At 38.9% G+C, this 18,010-nt stretch carries 20 protein-coding genes; 17 read left to right on the top strand and 3 right to left on the bottom strand.

Annotated elements, in window-relative coordinates:
• Positions 1 to 4: 4 nt before the first annotated feature.
• The 8 genes from M3610_RS04415 to M3610_RS04380 all read left to right on the top strand — a co-directional run bounded on the left by M3610_RS04415 (position 5) and on the right by M3610_RS04380 (position 7,229).
• On the top strand, positions 5 to 187 hold the full coding sequence (locus M3610_RS04415) for a hypothetical protein (protein ID WP_251456834.1): 183 nt from the start codon (positions 5 to 7) through the stop codon (positions 185 to 187).
• Positions 188 to 279: 92 nt separating this feature from the next.
• Entirely contained in the window at positions 280 to 1,122 is an 843-nt protein-coding gene (locus M3610_RS04410; protein WP_251456832.1) for a DegV family protein, read from the top strand.
• Positions 1,123 to 1,256: 134 nt separating this feature from the next.
• The gene (locus M3610_RS04405; protein WP_251456830.1) at positions 1,257 to 2,774 is read left to right on the top strand and encodes a spore germination protein; all 1,518 of its coding nucleotides are present in this window, start codon (positions 1,257 to 1,259) and stop codon (positions 2,772 to 2,774) included.
• 11 nt (positions 2,775 to 2,785) lie between these two features.
• A complete protein-coding gene (locus tag M3610_RS04400; RefSeq protein ID WP_251456829.1) occupies positions 2,786 to 3,907 on the top strand; it encodes a GerAB/ArcD/ProY family transporter in 1,122 nt (373 codons plus the stop codon).
• Positions 3,891 to 5,057 carry a Ger(x)C family spore germination protein gene (locus tag M3610_RS04395; protein WP_251456827.1) on the top strand — a complete coding sequence of 389 codons (1,167 nt, stop codon included), beginning with the start codon at positions 3,891 to 3,893 and terminating at the stop codon, positions 5,055 to 5,057. The genes M3610_RS04400 and M3610_RS04395 overlap by 17 nt, the downstream gene beginning before the upstream one ends.
• A gap of 81 nt (positions 5,058 to 5,138) precedes the next feature.
• Positions 5,139 to 5,717, top strand: a complete 579-nt coding sequence (locus tag M3610_RS04390; protein WP_251456825.1) for an SCO family protein — start codon at positions 5,139 to 5,141, stop codon at positions 5,715 to 5,717.
• A gap of 105 nt (positions 5,718 to 5,822) precedes the next feature.
• Entirely contained in the window at positions 5,823 to 6,653 is an 831-nt protein-coding gene (locus M3610_RS04385; protein WP_251456823.1) for an SGNH/GDSL hydrolase family protein, read from the top strand.
• Complete coding sequence (locus M3610_RS04380; protein WP_098571964.1) at positions 6,654 to 7,229, top strand: YpmS family protein; 576 nt, start codon at positions 6,654 to 6,656, stop codon at positions 7,227 to 7,229.
• A 29-nt stretch (positions 7,230 to 7,258) separates the two neighbouring features.
• Here M3610_RS04380 and M3610_RS04375 read toward each other — a convergent pair whose 3' ends face one another.
• A complete protein-coding gene (locus tag M3610_RS04375) occupies positions 7,259 to 8,011 on the bottom strand; it encodes a DUF4397 domain-containing protein (RefSeq protein WP_098571965.1) in 753 nt (250 codons plus the stop codon).
• A gap of 342 nt (positions 8,012 to 8,353) precedes the next feature.
• Here M3610_RS04375 and rsgA point away from each other — a divergent pair, with 342 nt between their 5' ends.
• The 3 genes from rsgA to msrB all read left to right on the top strand — a co-directional run bounded on the left by rsgA (position 8,354) and on the right by msrB (position 10,518).
• On the top strand, positions 8,354 to 9,421 hold the full coding sequence (gene rsgA / locus M3610_RS04370; RefSeq protein WP_251456821.1) for a ribosome small subunit-dependent GTPase A: 1,068 nt from the start codon (positions 8,354 to 8,356) through the stop codon (positions 9,419 to 9,421).
• A gap of 181 nt (positions 9,422 to 9,602) precedes the next feature.
• On the top strand, positions 9,603 to 10,094 hold the full coding sequence (msrA, locus tag M3610_RS04365) for a peptide-methionine (S)-S-oxide reductase MsrA (RefSeq protein ID WP_373561656.1): 492 nt from the start codon (positions 9,603 to 9,605) through the stop codon (positions 10,092 to 10,094).
• On the top strand, positions 10,084 to 10,518 hold the full coding sequence (gene msrB, locus M3610_RS04360; protein WP_098571968.1) for a peptide-methionine (R)-S-oxide reductase MsrB: 435 nt from the start codon (positions 10,084 to 10,086) through the stop codon (positions 10,516 to 10,518). The genes msrA and msrB overlap by 11 nt, the downstream gene beginning before the upstream one ends.
• Before the next feature lie 44 nt (positions 10,519 to 10,562).
• Here the strand turns inward: msrB and M3610_RS04355 are convergent, their stop codons facing one another.
• Positions 10,563 to 11,153 (bottom strand): DUF502 domain-containing protein, encoded by a 591-nt coding sequence (locus tag M3610_RS04355; protein WP_098571969.1) that lies wholly within the window; start codon positions 11,151 to 11,153, stop codon positions 10,563 to 10,565.
• A gap of 191 nt (positions 11,154 to 11,344) precedes the next feature.
• Here M3610_RS04355 and M3610_RS28490 point away from each other — a divergent pair, with 191 nt between their 5' ends.
• Entirely contained in the window at positions 11,345 to 11,419 is a 75-nt protein-coding gene (locus M3610_RS28490; protein ID WP_142332963.1) for a YjcZ family sporulation protein, read from the top strand.
• Between the two features lie 62 nt (positions 11,420 to 11,481).
• On the opposite strand, the gene M3610_RS04345 is transcribed toward M3610_RS28490, so the two are convergent.
• The gene (locus tag M3610_RS04345) at positions 11,482 to 12,834 is read right to left on the bottom strand and encodes a TrkH family potassium uptake protein (protein ID WP_483861179.1); all 1,353 of its coding nucleotides are present in this window, start codon (positions 12,832 to 12,834) and stop codon (positions 11,482 to 11,484) included.
• 190 nt (positions 12,835 to 13,024) lie between these two features.
• Here M3610_RS04345 and M3610_RS04340 point away from each other — a divergent pair, with 190 nt between their 5' ends.
• The 5 genes from M3610_RS04340 (at position 13,025) to ablB (ending at position 18,001) form a co-directional block, all read left to right on the top strand.
• Positions 13,025 to 14,359, top strand: a complete 1,335-nt coding sequence (locus tag M3610_RS04340) for an aspartate aminotransferase family protein (protein ID WP_251456819.1) — start codon at positions 13,025 to 13,027, stop codon at positions 14,357 to 14,359.
• 23 nt (positions 14,360 to 14,382) lie between these two features.
• Positions 14,383 to 15,075, top strand: a complete 693-nt coding sequence (locus M3610_RS04335) for a CoA transferase subunit A (protein ID WP_098571973.1) — start codon at positions 14,383 to 14,385, stop codon at positions 15,073 to 15,075.
• Entirely contained in the window at positions 15,060 to 15,725 is a 666-nt protein-coding gene (locus M3610_RS04330; protein WP_098571974.1) for a 3-oxoacid CoA-transferase subunit B, read from the top strand. Before M3610_RS04335 ends, M3610_RS04330 begins: the two co-directional genes overlap by 16 nt.
• A gap of 43 nt (positions 15,726 to 15,768) precedes the next feature.
• The gene (locus tag M3610_RS04325; protein ID WP_251457596.1) at positions 15,769 to 17,022 is read left to right on the top strand and encodes a peptidase; all 1,254 of its coding nucleotides are present in this window, start codon (positions 15,769 to 15,771) and stop codon (positions 17,020 to 17,022) included.
• A 124-nt stretch (positions 17,023 to 17,146) separates the two neighbouring features.
• Positions 17,147 to 18,001 (top strand): putative beta-lysine N-acetyltransferase, encoded by an 855-nt coding sequence (gene ablB, locus M3610_RS04320; protein WP_251456817.1) that lies wholly within the window; start codon positions 17,147 to 17,149, stop codon positions 17,999 to 18,001.
• Positions 18,002 to 18,010 lie beyond the last annotated feature (9 nt).

Raw genomic sequence — 18,010 nt, 5'->3', positions numbered from 1 at the left:
GGCTGTGTTAAAGGTTAATGTTGATTTTAGCACTCTGTTGATTGGAGTGGAAGGCGCGAAGACTCCTGCGGGAGTACGGGGCAGGGGAGACCCCGCAGGAGCAAAGCGACGAGGAGGCTCCCCGGCACGCCCGCGGAAAGCGAAGTGCCTGGAACGGAAATCAACAGACAAGTTTAACACAGCCTAATTTTAAAAAATCATCAAAAGTGATGTATGTTATTCCTTTCCACTGCACTTAACTGTATAATACAAAGCAGTACTGGTAGGGAAGTGACTTTTTTGAGAAAAATTAAAATTGTAACCGATTCAACAATGGACATGCCATTAGATATAGCCGAAAAACATGGTATTGTAGTAGTACCATTGTCCGTAACTATAAATGGAGAATCATACTTAGATAGAGTAGACATAGATGTGGCTGAATATATTCAAGTGATGAACCAATCTAACGAATTACCTAAAAGTTCGCAGCCGTCGGCTGGAACCTTCCTTGAAGTGTACGACCGGCTCGGAGATGAAGGATATGAGGTTTTATCGATCCACATGACAGGCAAAATGAGCGGTACCGTTCGTTCAGCTGAAAGCGCTGCACAGATGACAAAAACTAAAGTCACCGTTGTTGACTCGAAGTTTATTTCGTTGGCGCTCCAGTTCCAGGTTAAGGAAGCAGCGGAAATGGCGAAGCAGGGAAAGAGTATGGAGGAAATTCTATCACGCCTAGACAAGATACGTGAAAATACTAAACTTTATATTATGGTCGATACACTTGAAAACATGGTGAAGGGCGGCCGAATTGGAAAAGGGAAGGCATTTATTGGCTCGTTATTAAATATCAAGCCGATTGCCTCCCTTGAAGGGGCTGAATACAACCCCGTTGCCAAGGTTCGAAGTCATTCGCAGGTGGTTAAATACTTGGCTAAACAATTTACGGAAGATGTGAAAGAGAAAACCATTCTTGGTGCAGGTATTGTTCATGCCGAAGCGATTGAACTATCTTCTAAACTAAAAGCAGCAATCTCAGAATTAACAGGCTATCAGGATCTTTCAATTGATTATACAGGACCTACCATTAGTACCCATACTGGGCCTGGTACAATCGCTTTAATGTATTATTTTGAATAAATTTATCAAACGAAGGGTGTCAGGCACCATGTGAATTTTTTCGCATGGTGCCTGACACCCTTCTGTTTTTTCTTTTGGATAATATTAGTTGTTCTGGTAAAGATAAAAAAAATTGAATGGTTAAGGTGTTGCTTATGTTTAAGCGGAAATCGGAAAATAAACGATCAGAGGATAAGAAACCGCATAGTTTAAATGTGGATGATCTTAAGAAAGAATTGGAAACAGCGATAGGCGATTGTTCAGATCTGAATTTTCGAACCATAAATAAAAATGGGAAGAAAATTGTCTATTGCTTTTTAAGCAGCCTCATTGATAAAACAAGCTTTGATGAATTTCTTTTGTCACCTGTCCAGCAAAGTACACAAAATGAATGGACAACGGAAAGTCTTGCACAGATTCTCCCGATTGCTGAACTTTCGGTTGCTAATCAATTAAAAGAAGTTGTTTCCTCCTTAATAGAAGGAAAATCGTACATTTATATCGATGGTGAACCTTATGGGATACTTGCCAATGTCGGTTCAACTGTGGAAAGATCCCTTGAAAAGGCAGAAACCGAGTCACTTGTTTATGGGCCAAAGATTTCTTTTACCGAATCTCTAATTGGTAATTTAAATATTATTAGGAGTAATTTAAAAGATCCACAATTGTGTATGGAAGATATCACAATTGGAAAAAGGGTTAAGACCCCTGGAAAACTTGTCTATGTTAAGGATATCGCAGATGAAGAAAATGTGAATACCTTTCGGCAGAGGGTTACGGATTTAGAATATGATTACATACCGGATACGACGGTCTTAGGGCAGTTAATCGAGGATAATAGCTGGACGATTTTCCCGCAAATTATGTCAACCGAACTGCCAGACCGGGTCACTCTTTCCTTGATGAGGGGGCGAGTGGCAGTATTAATGGACCGGTCCCCGTCGGCTATTTATGGTCCAACACCCTTCCTTAGTTTCTTTGAATCAACCGAAGATGTCTATATGCGTTGGAATATGGGCTTTTTCTTACGGATGCTGCGGATTATTTCAATTTTTCTTTCAGTCTTATTGACTCCAGCTTATGTGGCTGTTTTGACCTATCATTATGAGGTTATTCCATCAGCACTGCTCATTTCTCTTGGTCAATCAAGGGCAAATGTTCCATTTCCACCAGTCCTCGAAGCCCTTCTCTTAGAATTTGTCATCGAACTTTTAAGGGAGGCGGGCGCAAGACTCCCTACTAAAGTAGGTCAAACAATGGGTATTGTTGGCGGTATCGTCATCGGACAGGCAGCGGTACAAGCAGGATTTACAAGTAATATCTTAATTATCATTATTGCACTTAGTGCCCTTGGGTCTTTTACATCACCTAGCTATTTAATGGGTACTGCCATTCGGATGGTTCGATTTCCAATCATAATTTTAGCTGGTTTTTGGGGGGGGATTGGGATTATGTTTTCGTTTTGTTTTATTCTAGTTCACCTATTAAGATTAACCACCATTGGGAGGCCATACCTTACCCCTATATATCCCTTTAGGTGGAAGGACTTAGGGTACAGTATTATCAAATTTCCGACTCAATATTTATCCTACAGGCCGTTAACAAACCGTCCTGTGGACAAACAGCTTTTTCCTAAACATAAAGGTGTTGAAAAAAAGGATGTAGATGAATAGGAGCGGTCAGGATGAAAATAAATGTGCAGCCAAAAGAAGGATTATTGGTTAATGCATTCCTGGTCATGTTTTTTATACACTCTGTACAAACAGGCGTAGGAATTGTTGGATTACCTAGAATTGTCTATATAGCAGCAAAACACGATGCGTGGATCTCTGTTTTTCTCGGAGGATTATTTTCGGCTTTTGTCTTAGCGATGATAGTTCTCATGCTTAAAAAATATGAAAGTGCAGATTTATATGGGATTCAAGTAGATGTGTTTGGAAAATGGCTTGGGAATGCATTGAATGTTTTTTATATGATGTATATGACCATAAGTTTTTTTGTGATCTTGATGAATTATATTGAAATTATCCAAGTGTGGATTTTTCCCGAAATGCCCACATGGCAAATATCGCTTGCTCTGATCCTCCTAACCATTTATGCCGTGAATGGCGGCATTCGTATCATTGTCGGTGTAGCTTTTATGTCTGTCTTAGGGACTCTTTGGATGGTTTTTATTCTAGTTGTACCAATGCAGTATGCTGATCCTAAAAATTTGCTGCCTCTTTTAAACACAGATCTGAAGCACATTATTTATGGGGTCTATAAAACCTCTTTATCACTTATGGGCTTTGAACTACTTATGTTCCTATATCCATATGTAAAAGATAAAAAAAAGATATTTATGTACACACAAATAGCGAACTTATATACAACGGTATTTTTCACGGCTGTGACAATGGTGTGCATTACTTTCTTCGCTGAAAACGGGTTGGCTCGGACTATTTGGCCTGTTTTATCAATGTTTAAAATTGTTAGGTTACCAAACTTAGAACGGTTTGAATTTATTGCCGTATCTTTTTGGATGTTAGTCATCTTGCCAAACATGTGCGCCTATTTGTGGGCGGCATCTAAGGGGTTTAATCGAATTATTAATTGGAAACAAAAAAAGGGGATTTGGATTATCGGTATCCTCGTATGGGGTGGCTCGTTTTTTATTAAAGCAAGGTATCAAATGAATGAATTGTCTGATTTTGTTGCGCAACTCGGATTTTTATCTGCCTTCTGTTATCCTGTACTCCTTTCAATGCTGGTATTGATGAAAAAATGGTTCCTAAGGAGGAAGAAATCAAGTGCAGAAGCTTCCTAAATGCAATCTAATTCTTTGGACAATATGTTTGATGACGATGATTCTCTGTGCTGGTTGTATACAGCAAAAGCCACTTGAAAAATTGGGATTAATTACGACCTCAGGTTATGATTTAGCAGGAAAAAATAAAATTAAAGGAACTGCGGTTGTTCAGAAATTTGATCCGATGACGCGAGCGGCAACGAAAGTAATTACATCTTATGCTAAAACAACCAAAGGTTTAAGACAACAAGAAAATCTTCAATCCAATCAGAAGCTTGTTTCAGGACAACTTCGTTCGGTTACCTATAGTCGAGAACTGGCAAAAAAAGGTATTATTCAACTGGTGGACACGTTAAATCGAGATGCCGCAATTGGAAATATGGTCTATTTAACAATAGCTGATCAAACGGCTTCAGAAATTATGCAAATTGAAAATAGAAATAAAGGGAATTTAAACCTAGGGACATATATGTACAATTTAATCAAACAAAATGTTGAGGGCGAACAAGTTATTTCTCCAACACTGCATGAGTTTAACCATAATTATTATGATATTGGCAGGGACCCTGTGCTGCCTATCCTAAAAGTTAAGGGAAAAGATGTGATTATTTCTGGGGTCGGCCTTTTTCAAGAAGACCGTTTAGTGGATGAATTAAAGCAAGGTGATCTTTTTTATTTAAAAATATTAGTGGATAAATATAAAGCCGGAACAAAAGAAATGGGATTCAAGCCGGAACAATTAGAAAAACTTATCCTAAAAAATGAAAATTACACCAGGAAACCTATATTTAGTAAAATCTATGTTACTGTTGATAATATTCGGAGTAAGACTAAAATTAAGTTAGTCAATAAAAAAAAACTCCACTTTCGAGTAGATGTTAAATTGGATTCAAGGGTATTAGAAATGACTCAAGCCTTGGATTTAGGTAAACCTGCTTCCGTAAAATTTCTTCAAAAAAAGTTTGACCAACAGATGAAAAAGAAGGTTGAAGAATTACTGCTTCGTTTTAAGGAATTAGGAATTGATCCCGTTGGACTTGGAAATGAATATGAAGCACATCTCAGAGGAAAAACAATCACAAAGGAAGAGTGGGACAGGGTATATAAGGATGTAACATTTGATGTGCACGTCAAAAATACAATAGAACGAACCGGTGTAATTGATTAACAAACCAAATCCTTTCTTCTTTTTAAATTCTTTGTTAAACTAATCACGAAATGGAATAGAATAAAGGTTGCAGGTGATCGTATGAAAGCAAGGTTTTTATTAATTATCGTGGTTCTATTTACTTTGATCATGACGGCATGTGGACAAAAAGAAATAGAAAACGCAGTCGATTGGCCTGTAAAGGAGTTTACAGCTACTAATCAAGACAATAAATCCTTTGGTTTAAAGGATTTAAAGGGAAAAGTATGGATATCAGACTTTATTTTCACCAGCTGTGCAGATGTCTGTCCACCGATGACAGCGAATCTGACAAAATTACAAAAAATGGTTAAAGATGAAGGGTTGAAGAATATTGAATTTGTTTCATTCAGTGTCGATCCAACGGTAGATACGCCGGAAGTAATGACACGGTATGCTGAGCAATTTCAAGTCGATTTTAATAATTGGACCTTCCTTACAGGGTACTCACAGGCATATATTGAAAACTTTGCTTTGAAAAATTATAAAGCACTGGTTAAAAAGCCTCAAGAGGGAAATCAGGTCATCCATGGGACTTCCCTTTATTTAGTAGACCAGAAAGGACATATTCGAAAATCCTATGATGGGTACAAGGATGTTCCATTTGATGAAATAATTGAGGATATGAAAACATTACAATAGACCTTTGGACGGGTCTATTTTTTTTGGCAGGAATAGGATATAGTACATATTGTTTTGAATGATTAAAGCCGTGCTATAATAAAAATAATTTAGAAGGTAGGTGAAATGAAGATGAAAAAGTTGTTCCCCCTTCTAATTCTCTCGGTATTATTCCTATGTTCATGTAATCCAGTTGACCAGTTGACACTACATTCTGAAAAGAAAACTGCTGCACAAGCCTTTGCACAAGTTCCCGCTGATTTTGTTCCCCGTAAATTAACTGTCTTAGCTGCGGGCGATTCACTTACCCAAGGGGTAGGCGATAGTACTAACAAAGGCGGCTACTTGCCATATTTAGAAACGATGCTTGAAAAAGAAAAGGGAATCAAGGAAGTTAATTTCTATAATTATGGTGTGAAAGGCAATCGAACAACTCAACTGTTAAAAAGATTGAAAACATCAGAACTGAAAGGTGCGCTTAAAAAGGCAGATTTGGTTATCTTAACAATTGGCGGAAACGATATCATGAAAGTAGTCAAGGATAATATTGCAAACCTTCAACTATCTAAGTTTACTGCTGAAAAAGAATCCTATTATAATCATTTAACGCAAATTTTGGACCTTATTCATCAGGAGAATCCCCATGCACAGGTGGTTTTAGTGGGATTGTACAATCCATTTTCTAAGTGGTTTTCAGAAATAAAAGAGTTGGATGAGATTGTAGCTGACTGGAATAAAACGGGGCAATTGGTCATTGCCAATTATCCAAATGCCTATTTTGTTCCAATTGAAGATATGTTTTTAAATGCAACAGAAGACCTTTTATTTACTGATAATTTCCATCCAAATGACAAAGGCTATGAGTTGATTGCACAAAGGTTGAATGAGACCTTAGAAGAACAAGTATTACCTGGATTGGATAAGCCCCCATATATGGTTAATACAGAGGAGAATTAGATGAAAAACAAATGGAAAATTGGATTCCTCATCTTGCTGGGAATCAACCTTTTGTTCGCTATTATTATTTTGTCCCTGATGATGTTCCCATCGGAAGGCCCGGAAACCAGCAAATCGAAGGGGCTGGTGGGTGAACATGTTTCCTTTCATGTTAAATCCAACAAGAATGATTTAAATCAGTTAATTAATCATTATCTTAAAGAAGAGGCTTTGGGATCGATTGACTATCAAGTCGTTCTGGGGGATGATGTAGAACTGTATGGTACTTTACCGTTTTTTAGTGAAGAATTAAATATGAAATTAACGTTTAAACCGAATGCCCTTGAAAATGGTGATTTGGTATTAAAGCAAAAATCAATGACAATCGGGAGTTTACACCTTCCCATTTCATATGTCCTAAATTTTATTAGTAATAATTATAAAATCCCAAAAGGTGTTGAGATCAGACCTAAAGATCGATTGATTTATATTAATATGCAACAATTGAAATTAAAAAGTGATATTAAGCTAAAAGCGGACAAATTTGACCTGAAAAAGGATGACATTAGGTTTACGATATTAGTACCAGTGAAATAGGTGCCTCGTTATACTAGAGGCACCTATATTTAATCCTTAATTTTGATGAATTGGAATGCTGGTTCATTGTTAGTAAGTCCAACGAACACAATCGTATAGCTTTCATTTGGTAAAAATTGAACTCTGGACATCGGTAAGAGTACGTTTTTTGTGTCTGCCTCCCTAATCTCCAAATCTACTGTCATTGGTGTTAATCCTAAATAATCAGTAGCCTGCTTATAAGAAACTTTTGGGAAAACCACATCCCTGTCTTTCACTGCAATATCTAATGGCGGGGTATCTGGTGATAAGTTGATAAAGCGAACTTTTGATTCATTTGCTGGGACTGCTGGTTTATTCTGAAAAACTAACAAACGCATTTTCTTCACAGTGTCAATGGTTGCAAGTGTGTACGAGTTTCCAGGTTCAACGGTAATCTTTTTATTTAAAACACTGTCGACCATATTTCCCGCTGGGTAAATATCAATATGATGTTTTCCTGCTTTTAATGATAGGTAACTACTTACATTATTAAATGGTAAGCCCCTTATCACTCGGTGCCCATCAATATAAATATCAACGTTTGGGGAGTCAGGAGAGGTATGAAGAACGCGAATAGTCGCTTCTCCTTGGACTGGTTGGGGATTTGTTCTCATGAAGTTCATCGCTTTATTCATATATTGGATGTGCTTTAGGTAGTAATGCATGTGTAAATTTGGAAACGAATATTTATAAAATTGAGCCAACAAGTCATACATAGCTGCTTTTTGAAGATAATCGGGATAAGTTCTTTCCTCGGACATATTATCAACTCCTATCTAATGGATTACATCATAATTTATTCAAGCTTAAATAGGTAGGTGTCTAACTTCTTTTGCACAAATTTGAGATTTTTTTCCTCTTTATATTTACAAATGGAAATATTACACATATACTTAAAACAAATATATTTTAAAGTGGGTGACGTGCAATGTTAGATGAAACAATGAAAGCAATCAGTCAGTTGAATATTGTTAGTTGCACAGCCCAATGTCTACCTCGTTAGGGTTCCTTTGTACATTTATTCCAATAGTGAATAAACCATGGGCTGTGTGTGCCTATGGTTTTTTATTATGTAAAAATAATGATTCGCTGGAGGAAAATAAATGAATTTAGTAGCAATGGGGTTAACTGAAACGGTAAAACATCATTTTGATCATTTAAATACAAATGAAGAAATAATTCTAGGTCGTGTCGCACTTGAACATAAACATATGTATCGGGTCTGGACAGAGCAGGGGGAATTATTGTGTAAGGTATCCGGGAGATTTAGTTTTAATGCCCTCAACCGAGAGGACTACCCAGCTGTTGGTGATTGGGTTGCACTAAAGCCGAGGTGCAACGAAGGTAAGGGAACGATTTTAGCCATCATGCCGCGGAATAGTAAGTTCTCAAGAAAGTCAGCAGGCTTAACATCAGAAGAGCAAATAGTGGCCACCAACGTCGACACAGTGTTTCTGGTCAATTCATTAAATGATGATTTGAATTTAAGGAGAATTGAACGCTATCTATTGCTAGCATGGGAAAGTGGGGCAAATCCTGTAATTGTTTTGAGTAAAGCAGACCTTTGTCAGGATCTTGATCGTAAGTTAGCTGAGGTTGAAGCAGTAAGTATGGGAGTTCCTGTGCTTGCTGTGAGTGCAGAAACGGAGAGTGGTTTAGAGAAATTAGAACCATTCTTGCAGCCGGGAAAAACAATTGCTTTGCTTGGATCCTCAGGTGTAGGAAAATCAACATTAACAAATCGCCTATTAGGTGAGGAAAAACAAGTGGTTCAGGATATCCGCTCGGCAGATGGTAAAGGACGTCATACTACGACACACCGTGAACTAATCCCTCTTCCCAATGGCTGTGTCTTGATTGATACGCCAGGAATGAGGGAATTGCAGCTTTGGGAAAGCACGGACGGTTTATTGGAAACCTTTTCAGACATAGAAGAACTAGCCACCTCGTGCCGCTACCGGGATTGTCATCATATGAATGAGCCTGGCTGTGCGGTGGTGAGGGCGATTGAAGAAGGATTGGTAGCAGCTGAACGGTTAACAAGCTACAATAAACTGCAAAAAGAATTAGCATTTATTGAACGAAAGGCGGATAAACGGGCCCAAGCTGAAGTTAAAAAGCAATGGAAAAGTTTGAACAAACAAATGAAACAGCAACGAAAAAGCTATTAAAGGAAAGCTGAACAAGTTAGTCGAAATCGACCATGACTTGCTCAGCTTTTTTATGGTCCTTGAAATTGTATTTTTACTAAATCTTTCTGTATACTTTTAATCAAGAAAATATAGTTAAAGGGGTGGGACCTTGGAAAAGTCATTTCAAGTTGCAACATTTGCTGGCGGTTGTTTTTGGTGTATGGTGAAACCATTTGATGAACAGCCAGGAATTAAAAGTGTTATTTCTGGCTACACAGGGGGAACGGTTGAAAACCCGACATACCAACAAGTATGCTCAGATACAACCGGCCACTTTGAAGCAGTCCAGATTACGTATGATCCAGAGATATTTCCTTATCAGAAATTACTGGAGTTATTTTGGCAGCAAATTGACCCGACCGACCCAGGCGGGCAATTCTATGATCGTGGGCAGTCATATCAAACGGCGATTTTCTATCATGATGAGAACCAAAAAGAACTTGCTGAACAGTCCAAACAAGCATTACAAGAAAGCGGTCGTTTTAGTAAGCCGATTGTTACACCAATTTTGCCTGCAAAGACCTTCTATCCAGCTGAAGACTATCATCAGCTGTATTATAAGAAAAATCGGGCCCATTATGAGTCCTATCATGTAGGCTCGGGACGTGCGGGCTTTATTCAAAGTCATTGGGGGGAGAAATATGAAAAGTAAAGACCAATTGAAAAAGGAATTAACTCCAATTCAATATGAAGTTACGCAAAACAATGGCACCGAACCACCATTCCGAAATGAATATTGGAACGAAACGCGAGAGGGCATCTATGTGGATCTTGTTTCAGGGAAACCGTTATTTAGTTCATTGGATAAATTCGATGCTGGCTGTGGGTGGCCGAGCTTTACAAAACCGATTCAAGATGAAGAAGTGATTGAAAAAGCTGACTTTAGTCATTTTATGACACGGACCGAAGTAAGAAGTAAAGAAGCCGATTCCCATTTAGGACATGTATTTAACGACGGACCAGCGCCAACTGGGTTGAGGTATTGTATTAATTCTGCCGCTTTGCGGTTTATTCCAAGTGATAAACTCGAAGAGGAAGGGTACGGAGAGTTCGCAAAGCTATTCGAATCAAAATAAAAAGCCGCGCTATGCGGCTTTTTTCAATTTTACTGGCTGATGACCTATTTTGACTTTTGTTTAGAAGTTGATGTCATCCCGCCTGAAAGAATGAATTTCATCGCATCCTCGGGCTTAACGTCAATAATTTCGACTTGTTCCTTGGGAATTAAAAACGTGAACCCGGCCACTTGAAAGGTTTGTGGAATATAAACGGCCACATGGTCTTTTAAAGGAGAATAAAAGTCCTCTAATTGTTCAGAAGTAATAAAACCGAGACTGCGCATTTCGGTTCCTGGAATCACAACTAAGGCCACTTTAGAAAAAGATTTTTTCTCACCAAGAAAGGATTGCACGGTGTCCTTAATAACGGAATAGATTGTTTTAACAACTGGAATTTTATCGAGAAGCCGATCAATTAACCTGATGATCTTTCCTGAGATATATTTTGTGGATAGCCAGCCCAATATTGTAATTAAAATAAGGGTCGACAGTAAGCCAATGCCAGGGATGTAATCCTCTTTTAAATACGGCCTCAGTGTATTTCCCAATAAACCGTCTAAAAATAGAAAGGTTTTGTAAATGACATAGACCACGAGGATAATAGGGACAATCGTTAAAATACCGTTAATAAAGTTTTTCACTATCGATTTCATCGTTTCACCTACAATTTTTATCATTGTCTAACATAATATAGGCGAATGCACATGCGGGTCAAGTACCTACTACATATTGTATCAGTGTTAAGAAACAATTTTGCGAGGAGTGAATGTGCATGTTTTACGGACATGGTGGTTTTGGTGGTTGTGGTTGTGGATACCCTGCATATCCAGTAGGAGGCTGCGGAATCGGCGGTGGGTTTGCGTTAATTGTCGTTCTCTTTATCCTATTGATCATTATCGGAGCAAGCTGGGGCTGTTAATAGTGAACTAAAGGCTGACTCAAAACGAGTCAGCCATTTTCAATTCTTTGCAATTTTTTATATTACCCAATCGTTACTTTTTCCTTCGGATATTTGATCTTTTCCTTACTTCCTTTGCCTCTTAAAATAAGTAAACAAGTAACAATTCCGACTCTCCCAATAAACATAAGGATAATAATTAGAATTTGGCCAAATGTAGACAAACGAGGTGTTAACCCTAGCGATAACCCATTCGTCCCGAAAGCAGATGAAACCTCGAAGATAACCTCAAGAACAGTGCCGTTTTCAGTAATCGATAATACTAAAATAGAAAATAAACATAATAGCGCACCTGTCGTGATGACAATAAAGGATTTCAGAACATCCTCACTTAACAATTCACGTCTAAAGATCTTGATTGAACTTTTTCCTTGAGCATAAAATACAATGGCTAAAATGATAATAGCAAACGTAGTCGTTCGGATTCCACCGCTTGCACTACTAGGAGAGCCTCCAATAAACATTAAAATGGACAAGAACAGTTGGTTGCTCGGTGTTAAGTCATTAATATTCATGGTTGCTAAGCCCGCACTTTTGGTAGTCACCGAATTAAATAACGAGTAGAAAAAGGATTGATGCCAACTTTTATCTGTAAAAAAGTGTTGACTATCAAAAATATATATAACTATAGCTCCAATTACGGTAAGAAGGACAAATGTTATGGTTGTTAACTTTGTATATAAAGTAAAATGAAATTTCTTCCTCCTATTAAGGTTTATTAAGAATTCATAAACCTCCACCATCACTGGAAAGCCGATCGCTCCCACAATCATCAATACAATAATAACCGACTGTACATAATAATCCCCGCTAAATGGACTGAGTGACTCATCTGTCAAATCAAATCCCGCATTGGTCGTGGCGCTGATGGATGCGAAAAATCCATGTTTAAATGCAGATAATATTCCGTCGTAATAATTCAAAAAACGAATCCCTAAAATGATTCCACCCACAAATTCAAACGAGATAAAAATAATTAATATTCGTTTTGCCAATTGGACCAGTCCAGAGAGTTTCGATTGATTTTGATCAATCATAATCAATTGACGTTCTTTTAAGCCTACCTTTTTGCCAAGCATAATCCAAAGGAATGTACTTAAAGACATGACCCCTAATCCACCCAATTGGAGAATTAAGCATAGGAGGAAAATTCCAAAGTTGCTAAAAGTATCTTTAATGGAAATCACACTTAACCCGGTAACACTTATAGCACTAGCCGAGGTAAACATGGCATCAATAAAGCTGAGTTTAACATCCTCGCGGTGGGCCATCGGGATTTTTAATAATAGTGTTGAAATGACTAAAGCAGATAAATAAAAAATAACGATTAATTGTACCGTTGAAATCTCTTTTGTTTTTAACTTTATTTTTTTGATTGCGCTCATCGGATTCATTCCTTCTGTATTCTAAAAGTAATTCTATATGAATCAATATGAAATGTAAAAGAATCCTTTTATTTAACAGACTTGGTTTCTGCTTTTCTTTGTAAATAACACGAAAGAAACATATCACCCATTCATACAATTTCTATAAGGACGGCTTAACTTATAAAGGAAGTGAATCCCTTTGGATCGAACTTTTCTCATAAAACCAATGCTCGATGACAAATATCCCGTCATTGACTATGGCCAAGGAATTTATTTATTTGATACAGATGGAAAAAAGTACTTAGACGCTGCTTCCGGTGCCGTAACAGCGAATATTGGTCATGGTGTTCCAGAAATCATCGAGGCAATGAATGAACAAGCGAAAAAGGTTTCATTTGTGTATCGTTCCCAATTTACAAGTAAGACAGCTGAAAATTTAGCGGAAAAGATGGCAGATATGCTTCCTAGTGATTTGAATTGGTGCTTCTTTGTGAACAGTGGTTCTGAGGCTACTGAAACGGCGATGAAAATGGCGATTCAGTATTGGCAGGAAAAGGGGGTGCAAACGAAATCAAAGGTGCTTTCAAGATGGGTGAGCTACCACGGGATAACCCTTGGAGCACTATCCATGTCAGGGCATACAGGAAGGAGAGCAAGATTTGTTCCACTTTTAGAGGATTTCCCAGTTATTCATCCCCCTTATTGCTACCGTTGCCCATTTAACCTCGATCCAACAAATTGTAATTACCTATGTGCCCATGAGCTAGAAACGGCAATTAAGCGAATCGGCGCTGATCAAATTGCGGCTTTTATCGCTGAACCAGTGATTGGTGCTGCAGGAGGAGCCATATCCCCACCCCCTGGCTATTACAAAATTTTAAAGCAAATTTGTGAGGAGAATGACATCCTTTTTATTGCAGATGAAGTCATGACAGGGTGTGGCAGAACAGGTACCATGCTGGCATGTGAACAATGGGGAATCATCCCTGATATTGTCGCCTTAGGAAAAGGGATGGGTGCGGGGTATGCGCCGATTGCCGCCGCTATTGCTAGTGACAAAGTTATCGAACCGATATTGGCTGGTACAAAAGCCGTAATGAGTGGTCATACCTTGAGTGCAAATCCGCAGGCATGTGCGGCTGCTTTTGCGGTCCTTCAATATTTAGAGGAAAACAATATCATTCAGGAGGTTGAAAATAAGGGGAATTATTTACGGGGCCAACTTGAAAATTTAAAGCAACACTACTCATTTATTGGTGATGTCCGCGGCAAAGGATTATTGCTAGGAATCGAGTTTGTTCAGAATTCTGCTACCAAAACCCCATTCCCTAGAAGCGCGCATGTAACACAAAGAATGGTTGAAGTGGCCAAGGAAAAAGGGCTGATTGTCTATCCAGCTGGTGCAGGAATGGATGGAATAAATGGTGACTCAATCATTATTTCTCCACCATTAACCATCACACAAAAAGAGATGGATGATCTGGTCAAATTACTAAAAGAAACATTTAGGGACTTCTTAAAGTCAACAGAATGAATGAAGAAAGGGGGGAAACTGGAATGGAAAATCCATTTGGAAAGGTAACTTCATTAGAGGCAGTCATGGAATATTTCCATGATGGAATGACATTAATGTTTGGCGGGTTTGGAGGGGTAGGCTCACCTCCTGACATAATTGATGGCATTCTTGAAAAAGGAGTTCGTGATCTTACATTAATAGGGAACGATACAGGATTCCCGCATATTGGTATTGGAAAATTAGTGAGCCAACAAAGAGCATCGAAAGTTATCGCATCTCATATCGGTTCCAATCCGTTTGCAGGACAGTTGATGCATGATGGAAAACTAGAGGTGGAATTTTCTCCACAGGGAATATTAGCTGAAAGAATCCGTGCCGGTGGTGTCGGACTGCCTGCGATTCTTTCTGATATCGGTTTGGACAATGAATTGGTTGTGAAAGACAAACCCTATATTTCTTTAGCAGATAGGAGGTATTTGCTTGAAACGGCCCTAACTGCGGAGGTGTCCATTGTTTATGCGAAAAAAGCCGACGAGTATGGGAATCTAATTTATGACAAAAGTGCCCGCAATACTAATCCACTCGTTGCCATGGCAGGGGATATCACAATTGCGGAAGTAGAAGAAATTGTTCCTTTAGGCACTCTTTCCCCCGACGCCATTATTACCCCTGGAGTGTTCGTGGATTATGTGATTTTGTCGAAGGGGGTCAATTGGAAATGGGCATGGGAGTAGATGTTCGAAATCAAATGGCGAAAAGAGCAGCAGAGGAAATTCATACCGGTATGGTTGTCAACTTAGGAATTGGTATTCCATCGCTTGTTCCGAATCATCTTTCAAGTGAGACAAAAGTGATGTTCCATGCGGAAAACGGTATTACCGGGATGGGTCCTAGCCCAAGTAAGGGTAAAGAAGATGAAAACTTATGTAATGCAGGAGGATTTCCAGTTACTTTGACTAAGGGCGGGTCTTATTGTGACAGTGCGATTTCGTTCGGGATGATTCGCCGGGGCAGAGTGGATTTAACCATTTTAGGATCGTTGCAGGTAAGTAATAGAGGAGACCTTGCTAACTGGATTGTCCCCGGGAAAAAAGTTCCAGGAATGGGCGGAGCCATGGAACTTGCGCAAAAAGCGAAAAAAGTCATTGTGGTTATGAATCACTGTGACAAACAAGGGAATCCCAAAATTGTTTCTTCTTGCACATTACCGTTAACTTCATCCGCCTGTGTGGACTTAATTATAACTGAATTAGCTGTTTTCAGGGTAACGGAAGAGGGTTTGCTATTAACAGAATTATTTGCCCCATACAGTTTAGAAACGGTTGTCACTAAAACTGGATGCGAATTCAAAATACGGGAAACTGTTCGTATGATTCCATATTAAGCAGAAGCGTTCTGAAGGAGTGAATCGTTTGAACAATAATGAAATGCGAATCAAACAGTGGATTAAAGAGAATCGAGCTCGTGGAGCGCGATTGCTACAAATAATGGTGCGAGAAAATAGCACTCGGGGAAACGAAAGTAGTACACAAGCAATTATCATTGAAAAATGCAGACAGTTAGGCTTAACCCTTGATATTTGGGAAATCGGCGGTAATGAGTTGACATCCCACCCAGCTTATTGCTGTGATCGAAAGAGTTTCGAAGGAAATCCAAATCTGGTGGCAGTGTTAAAAGGGACTGGCGGCGGGAAGTCGATGATTTTAAATGGCCATATTGATGTGGTCCCAGTTGGGGATGAATCAAGTTGGAACCATGACCCGTTCAGTGGGACAATTGAGTGTGGCAAGCTGTATGGCAGAGGCGCGACAGATATGAAGGGCGGCAACGCAGCGTTATTAATGGCGATGGAGTCAATAATTGCGAATGGAATTAAACTGAAAGGTGATGTAATTTTTCAAAGTGTGATAGAAGAAGAAAGCGGTGGAGCTGGTACCCTTGCAGCTGTATTAAGAGGTTATCATGCGGATGGGGCCATAATTCCTGAACCGACCAATTTGAGAATATTCCCGAAACAACAGGGATCCATGTGGTTTAGAATATCTGTCAAAGGAAGGGCAGCACACGGGGGTACGAGGTACAAAGGAATCAGCGCGATTGAAAAAGCGCTCTTAGTCATTCAAAGATTACAACAATTAGAGAAAGATAGAAATGCAAGAATGACCGATCCACTCTTTGACAAAATCCCCATTCCAATACCCATTAATATCGGAAAGCTTTCAAGTGGCGAATGGCCTTCTTCGGTGCCTGACACCGCAGTGATCGAAGGCAGGATGGGCGTATCTCCGGAGGAAACGATTCAATCTGCACAGCTGGAGATGGAAAAGTGCTTGAGTGAATTAGGTAAACATGACGAGTGGCTGCTTGAGAATCCACTGAAATTAGAATGGTTTGGCGGAAGATGGCTGCCGGGAAGTCTCGAAAATGATCATCCTTTGATGGCAGAATTGACGAAGAGTTTTATAGAAGTTAAGGGGGATAGCCCGATCATCGAGGCAAGCCCATGGGGAACAGATGGCGGTATTCTTTCCACGATTGGTAATACTCCCGTTGTGGTATTCGGACCAGGAATAACAGAAACCGCGCACGATGCCAATGAGCACATTATCCTCGAAGATATGTTTATTGCTAGTGAGATTATCGCGTTAACCCTTTTAAAATGGTGTGAGGCAGCTGAATAAGAAGCAGATTTTTTCCTATTTTATTCCCATAAAATTGATATAATTGATATAGAAATGTCTGGCTTTTTTAAGGCCAGACATTTCTTCAGAATGCTGGAAAAATAATCGAAATGAGGTGAACGCGATGAATCAAACAGCATCCACTATTTTTCTAGAAGAGAACCATTATTTCCTTGAGATTTATCTTGATCCATTTAATAAACGAATCCGTGTAGATGATTACCGCGGCAATACAAAATTGTTGATAGAGAAGGTCGAAGAACTCGTTCTCAAACACAAAGCTGAAAAATTAATTGTTAAAGTCCGTCGTGAAGATTACTTCACTTTCTTGGAAAAAGGTCTTCAGCCAGAAGCCGTGGTAGACCGTTATTTTCTTGGCTCGGATGCCCATTTTTTCTCAAAGTTTTACACACTGGACCGTAAAAAAAATGATCATTGGGTGATTGAGGATGGGATGATTCATAGTATTTATCAATTAGACTCCACCGTTCAAAAGGCATTTCCTCCGAAAGATTATGAATTAAGAAGGGCTGATGATAGTTGCGCCGAGGAACTTGCAGCACTATACAGTCAGGTTTTTCAAATTTATCCAACTCCATTACATGATCCCGAATATATTAAAAAGACAATGAAGGAAGGAACAATTTATTACACTTTCTTCCATTTAGGAAAAATTGTTAGTGCAGCTTCTGCAGAGGTTAATTCTCTTTATAAAAACGCAGAATTAACGGATTGTGCTACATTGACGGAACATCGAAAATACGGGTTGATGAAAATTATTCTTCAGGAACTAGAAGGAGAATTACAGAAAAATGGAATTTATTGTGCTTATTCCATTGCAAGGTCATTATCCTTTGGGATGAATGCTGTCTTATTTCAGCTAGGCTATTCCTACCGGGGAAGGTTTATGAACAATTGTTATATCTATGATAAGTTGGAAAATATGAATATGTGGGTAAAAAATCTGGCAAACTGCTAAAATTTCGGC

The sequence above is a fragment of the Neobacillus sp. MER 74 genome (genome assembly GCF_023714155.1).
The sequence above is the reverse complement of the archived record's forward strand: the minus strand, read 5'-3'. Positions and strand labels throughout refer to the sequence as shown.